This is a genomic window from Pseudomonas brassicacearum subsp. brassicacearum, assembly GCF_008801605.1.
GTDB lineage: Bacteria > Pseudomonadota > Gammaproteobacteria > Pseudomonadales > Pseudomonadaceae > Aquipseudomonas > Aquipseudomonas brassicacearum.
Window position 1 is genome coordinate 62,577 of record NZ_VZPJ01000023.1, and the last position, 6,234, is coordinate 68,810.

At 61.0% G+C, this 6,234-nt stretch carries 6 protein-coding genes and 1 pseudogene; 6 read left to right on the forward strand and 1 reads right to left on the reverse strand.

Annotated elements, in window-relative coordinates:
* Positions 1 to 31: 31 nt before the first annotated feature.
* The gene (locus F7R20_RS30420; RefSeq protein WP_003204579.1) at positions 32 to 1,837 is read right to left on the reverse strand and encodes a di-heme-cytochrome C peroxidase; all 1,806 of its coding nucleotides are present in this window, start codon (positions 1,835 to 1,837) and stop codon (positions 32 to 34) included.
* Positions 1,838 to 2,106: 269 nt separating this feature from the next.
* On the opposite strand from F7R20_RS30420, the gene F7R20_RS30425 reads away from it, so the two are divergent.
* The 6 genes and pseudogenes from F7R20_RS30425 to F7R20_RS30450 all read left to right on the forward strand — a co-directional run.
* Positions 2,107 to 2,820, forward strand: a complete 714-nt coding sequence (locus F7R20_RS30425; protein ID WP_003204577.1) for an FKBP-type peptidyl-prolyl cis-trans isomerase — start codon at positions 2,107 to 2,109, stop codon at positions 2,818 to 2,820.
* Between the two features lie 295 nt (positions 2,821 to 3,115).
* Positions 3,116 to 3,571 carry a YkvA family protein gene (locus F7R20_RS30430; protein WP_003204575.1) on the forward strand — a complete coding sequence of 152 codons (456 nt, stop codon included), beginning with the start codon at positions 3,116 to 3,118 and terminating at the stop codon, positions 3,569 to 3,571.
* Positions 3,572 to 3,673: 102 nt separating this feature from the next.
* Entirely contained in the window at positions 3,674 to 4,015 is a 342-nt protein-coding gene (locus F7R20_RS30435; RefSeq protein WP_003204574.1) for a helix-turn-helix domain-containing protein, read from the forward strand.
* Positions 4,012 to 4,383: a hypothetical protein gene (locus tag F7R20_RS30440; RefSeq protein ID WP_003179080.1), complete on the forward strand. Its 372-nt coding sequence runs from the start codon at positions 4,012 to 4,014 to the stop codon at positions 4,381 to 4,383. The genes F7R20_RS30435 and F7R20_RS30440 overlap by 4 nt, the downstream gene beginning before the upstream one ends.
* The gene (locus F7R20_RS30445) at positions 4,384 to 4,785 is read left to right on the forward strand and encodes an SEL1-like repeat protein (RefSeq protein WP_003204573.1); all 402 of its coding nucleotides are present in this window, start codon (positions 4,384 to 4,386) and stop codon (positions 4,783 to 4,785) included.
* A 188-nt stretch (positions 4,786 to 4,973) separates the two neighbouring features.
* A pseudogene (locus tag F7R20_RS30450) lies at positions 4,974 to 6,234 on the forward strand (type IV secretion protein Rhs); the annotation flags it as partial.

The window sequence follows — 6,234 nt, forward strand, 5'->3', positions numbered from 1 at the left end:
TCAAACTTCCTTTTACCTGTGGGGTTCATCATTACAGTTGCGACTCCAGTGGCCCGCCCAGCACCTTTAAATACTCCAGCAAGGCCCAGCGTTCCTGCGGTTGCAGCAAGCGGCCAATGACGCCATTACCTCGCTCGCCCGCGCGGAATTCATGGCCGCTGTTGTGGTTGCCGGTAATGCGGGTATCGAAGAGAAAACCGTTGGTAAAGGCTTCGGTGCGATAGCCCAGGTGGCGCGGGTCGTATTCGAAGTTGCCTTTATAGAACGTGGTCGCGCGCTCGTCCTGGGGGGACAGCAATTGATAGATCGTCGGCACCGAGCCGTTGTGCAGGAACGGTGGCGTGGCCCAGACGCCCGCCAGCGGCCGGGCTTTGTAGGCGCGCAGTTCACGTACGCCGATGGGTAGGCCAAAACCGTCCAGGGCAGGGCGCTCGGCGGGGGTGACACCGGCGTCGCGGTAAGCGCGGTTTTCGACGAACGCCGTGACGTAGGCCAGGCCTTTGGCGACCGAGAGTTGGCTCAGGTCCAGCGGTTCCGTCGGGGTCGGGTGCAGTTGCACTTCCAGCTTCGCCAACTCGGCCGGATCCCACTGCAGGCTGGTCAGGTCGTAGCGGTGATCGGCGATGTTGTTGGCGGTGCCCGGGTCGGTGCCGATCACTTGCACGGGCAGCATGTGCAATTGCTGGACCGGCCTGTCGGGCCCTTGGACTACCTTGGGTACATGGCAGCCGGCGCAGTTTTCAGTGAACAGGGCCCGGCCCTTGGCCGCCAGCGGTTTGTCGATTGAACCGAGCAGCGCTTCGGGCCACACAGGCGGCTTGAGCAGTTGCAGGGTCTCTTCGATCTTGTTCAAGTCGCGCACACGCACGCTGGAGGGGTAACGCGCATCGCCCTGCAGCGGTTTGCCTTGGGTGTCGAAGAAATTCAGCGTGGCGCCGACCCCCAGTGCTTCACCGACGTTGCGGGCCATCGGTTGCTGGGCCGATCCGTTCCACTGCACCCAGTCGAACGTCCATATATCCCACAACTGCGGGTAGTCCACGGGGGCGTTGGCCACCCGGTAGTTTTGCGGCGAAATGGCGTCGCCGAAGCTGGCATTGGCGATGCGACCGAAGGCGTCGGTACGGCCAGGCCCTTCTTCGGTGGGGTAGAGGCCGCGATGGGTGTCGTTCCAGGCCACCCGCAGGAACGTGTCCAGGGAGATTTTGAAGGCCTTGCGCAATTCCTCGTGGCGGGCGTCGTAGTCCTTGCCCAGCACTTGGCGGGCGAAGCGCTCGAACTTCCAAGGGTTGTAGTAGGTAGACGCCAGACTGGCGACCAATGCTTGTCCGAAACTGCCACCGCGTAATGTAGGAACACTGGAAGGCAGCACGTGTTGAGCCGAGCCGCCGTCGATCCGTATCGCCTGGCCCTTGAAGCGCAATTCGCCGGTATGGCAGGCAGCGCAGGTGATATCCAGGAACTGTTCGGTGCTGCCCGGGTTCTGGTGCCGGGCGAAGCCCACCGGCAAGTTGCCGGGATTGGCCGACGAGGCTTTCTGCGCCGGATCGACCAGGAACCCAAAGCGCGCCAGGTACTCAGGCGAAGCGAAGCGTTGTTGCGAAAACGGTAATTCGAGGGCAGTGAACCAGTCGTAGCGCAGGCCTTTGACCTGGGTGCCCTGGGGCGTGAAGTAATACGTCTGGCGCTCGGCGGCAGTCCATTGGTCGAGGTAATTCACCTGTTCGACGGGCGTGTAGAACGGCAGGCGAGGATTGGCGACGTAATAAACCACCACGGCCACGACAATAATCAGCAGCGCGAGGAGCAGCAAGAAGATGCGAGAGAGAAGGCGCACGGTAACGTCCTTGTTTTTTTGATAAGCCCTTATGCCTCAGTGCTGCGCGGCGGGCAAGTGGCCATTACCCCTGGCCTGTAGGGGAGCGGCAATTTGTCCCTGTACGTAACAGATGACAGATGCTTCATTCGTACAGGCTTAAAAAGCGTTTGCGGACCTGAACTTATCATTACTTTGTGGCTCACATGCCGGTAGCCATTGGTCGTGGCCGCCTGATAAGCTCGCGGCTTTATTCGATTGCCCTTTAGGCGCATGAACAAGGAAATAGCATGAAACAGCATCGGTTGGCAGCGGCGGTGGCCCTGGTAGGCCTGGTACTCGCGGGTTGCGACTCGCAGACCAGCGTAGAGCTGAAGACCCCGGCGCAGAAAGCTTCCTACGGTATTGGCCTGAACATGGGCAAGAGCCTGGCTCAGGAGGGCATGGATGACCTGGACTCCAAAGCGGTCGCCCAGGGCATCGAAGATGCCGTCGGCAAGAAAGAACAGAAGCTGAAAGACGAAGAACTGGTCGAAGCCTTTGCCGCGCTGCAAAAGCGTGCAGAAGAGCGCATGGCCAAGATGAGCGAAGAGTCGGCAGCCGCCGGCAAGAAGTTCCTCGAAGAAAACGGCAAGAAAGCCGGCGTCACCACCACCGCTTCCGGCCTGCAGTACGAAGTGGTCAAGAAAGCCGACGGTCCACAGCCTAAGCCGACCGACGTAGTGACTGTTCACTACACCGGCAAGCTGACCAACGGCACCGTGTTCGACAGCTCCGTTGAACGTGGCAGCCCGATCGACCTGCCGGTCAGCGGCGTGATCCCGGGTTGGGTCGAAGGCCTGCAACTGATGCACGTCGGCGAGAAGTACAAGCTGTACATCCCGAGCGACCTGGCCTATGGCGCCCAGAGCCCGAGCCCGGCAATCCCGGCCAACTCGGTCCTGGTGTTCGACCTGGAACTGCTGGCGATCAAGGATCCGGCAAAAGAAGACGCAGCCAAGTAATCGCGTCCGCTATAACGACAACGCCTCGCTTATGCGGGGCGTTGTCGCATCTGGGCCGCGGCAAAATGGCAAAAAAACCGAACGCGCGATGCAGGGTATAGTCATAGGCAATACAGGCGCTGTGCTAGACGCAGTCAGCCGGTCAAGTCAATGAAATATTGGGTTTTTTTATGTGAGTAAAAAACGCCCGATCTAAGCCGGGCCCTTATGAAACGGGGGCTTCAGCGGTGAAATGCAGCTCTGTTCACAAGGTTATCCACAATTTGTGTGGATAACATTTCAGTGGGAGAAAAAAATGAAGGCCCCGTGGAATTTTGCGCGATTTCTGCCCTTGGCAGGCCGCCTGCTGGCCCGCGGTCGATTGCCGACGTTGCTGTTCGCCGTCGCCAGCAAAGGTGCCCGGGAGGGCGGACGGCTGGGCAAGCTCAAGGAGGACCTGCGGTTGTTGCAGGCCTTGTGCCTGGCCTACTGGCGGGGCGAATACCGCGCTGTCAGCGCCAAGTCGATGCTGTCGGTGGTGGCAGGGCTCATGTATTTCCTCAGCCCCCTGGATGCGATTCCAGATATCTTGCCAATGTTTGGCATGATCGACGATATCGCCGTGCTGGCCTGGGTCATGAAAACCCTCGACGTTGAACTCGAGGCTTTCCGTGCCTGGCGTTATCGGCAATCGCCCGAGAAGCTTGCCCGGGTCGAAAGGCTTCCCGATACCCCGGAACAACTTCAACTCCAAGGCCAGAAAAAGCCCTGATCCCCTGAGAATTCATCACCCCGCGACCTTAGCCAGCATTTAGGATTACACTTCCAAGAAAAAAGGCTGACTCGCTAAGTGTTGTTGTCCTACGGGGTAGACATGGATATTCAAATAATCACACGTGACGGAGAGCCCGAATACGCGGTTTTGCCGTGGGATCAGTACCAGTCGTTGTTGAAGGCAGCAGGCATCGATCAAGCTCCGCCGCGCGAAGCGACAGTCCGTCACGCGGCGGCACCGGGCCAGGTTCTCCCTGGACTGGATCAATTACGCAGTTTACGCGAAGGGAAGGGCATCGCCATCGAGGCGCTGGCCCGCACGGTAGGTATCAGCCCGTCTTATCTGGCCTTGATCGAGAGCGGCGAGCGTCAGCCCGATGCCGCGATTCGGCGCAGTCTGGCCTGGGAGTTGACGGTTCCGGGTTGGAGGGAAGAATCGTGAGCGTACGCATCAGTCGGCAGCATTGGGATGGGTTGTTGGGTGAGTTGGACCAGGCGCGCCGCCAGCGCCATTTATTGACTTACCGCGCCTTGTTGGAGCGTCTGCAACTGCCCAGCCCGGCCATGCAGACCTTGACTGCGGCCCTTGAGCACCTGGCGGCGCTGGACGCCCGGGCGGAGCAGCCGCTGCGCAGTTCATTGGTGATCAGCCAGGGCGCCAGTCGGTTGCCGCGCACGGGTTTCTTCGAGTGCGTAGAGCGCCTGGGCCGCTTTTCCGGGCCATCCGATGGCGTGGCCGCTGCTTCCTGGCACGCTTCAGAAGTGGTTCGGGTATTTGAATACGAGTACCCCGAGTCGGCGGAGGCCTGAGTGCTCTGGCGACTCAAGGCGCGGGCCGGTTACTGGCTGGCGCGTCGGTTGTTTCATTGGTCCTGGTTCGTCCGCCAGCCGCGTGGCTGGGCCTGGCTCGAGGGGCAGTTCTCCCGCATGGCGAACTTGGGCGACGTCGGTGCGCAGAGCTTCTATGGGCACATCCTCACGTTTCGCGGCCAAGGGCTGGGTGCCCGTGAAGAAGGAATTCGCCTGCTGCGGCTGGCGGCATTGGCCGGTGATGGCAAGGCCGCCTACCAAGTTGGCGTGATCAGCCTGGCCGGCACAGCCAGCAAGGCGCCGGACCCGGTTGAAGCGGCGCGTTGGTGGACCTTGGCGGCGAAAGCCGGGCATCCGCTGGCCGAAATCAAGCTCAAATCACTTGAAGCTCGCGATATCTAGGGTTATCCACAGGCGATTCGTTGTGCAGGTCAGACGAATTTAGCGAATCGCCCTACGTACTCTGTCTCCTTCCCCTGACTTAATTCCCCTGTCATCCCCGGCAAAGTCTCGCGCTCCCTGAGTACTGCGAGACGTCTGCCCATGTTCGACCGTTTTTTCCTGCCGGCCCTTGAGCGAGCCCTGTCCTGATGGATCAGGTGAGCCGAATCGAGCAGGAACTCGACAGCTTCAAAGGCACCCTTTCGGCCTACCGCGAGCAGCTCGAGCGCTGGTACAGCCGAGCAGCGGACCGGGCCAGTCATGTCGCTGACCTGCCGTCGCTGATGGGCATGGAGCGGCTGATCCGCTTTGGCGACAGCACCACCGCTGTCGGCATCGGTGACGATGACTTCCTCTCCACGGTCGTCCAGTGCCCCAAGGGCGGGCCGATGACGATCGAGAGCAAGTTCGAGTCGGTGTACGACATCCCGCTGGGCGACATCGCGGTGGATGTGGTGGACGTGGCCAGCGGCGAGGTCACGCCGGTCACCCTGGATGCCCAGGGCCTGGGGACCTTCCTGGGTGAGGCAGGCAAGTCCTATCGGGTTCATGTCCAGGGCGAGGTGTCCGCCAAGCAAATCGCGAATCTGTTTTCTTCCTACGATGGCCTGACCACCGATCTGACGGACTGGTTGCGCGGTGAGTGGCAGGGTTTCAAGCCGCGATGGGCACAACAATCGCTGTCGACTTCGGCGGCGGCGGTGGGGAACGGGCTGCTCGCCGGTAGTTGGGCGGCGATTGAAAGTGTTTGGGACAGCATCAGCTTACTCTCGGACATTCTTAAGGACCCTGGTCAGTTTGTTGATCGGTTGGGCGAAAGCGCCAAGCAACTGGAGGACCTGGCGGAAAAAACACCGCTGGTGATGGCCAAGCTGCAACTGCTGGCCAGCGACGAAGCGGCGCTGTGCCTGTTGGTGCGCACCGCCAGTCTCTGGTTGGAGATGTTGCCGCCCAGTGAGGTTGCCGGGGAAACGGCCGAAGCCCTGTCGAGGGTGACAGGGCAGTTGTTGATCGACCTGTTGATTGGTGTCGTCCTGACCTTCACCGGTGCGGGTGCCGGTATCGCTTATCTGTCGATGCGCCTGGGGAATGTGGGCGTGCGCCTGCTGGGTGCCATGCAGCGTTTCATCGGGGCGATCTTCGCGGTGGTCAATGGCTTCATGACCTACGTGGACCGCTACAAATCCGTGGCGGCGCGCGGTATCGCGGCCGGGGTGAAAAAGGGCCGGATGCAACTGCGCTGGGATGCGCAGCGCAACACCACGCTGAAAAAACACGAACATCACGACGACGCCCCGGCCCAGTCGAAAAACCCCAACGGCGACAGCGCCGACACTGCGGCCCAGACCCAGACCAGCGGCTGCCCGGTGTCGATGGTCACCGGCGAAGAACTGCTGACCCTCGACGACG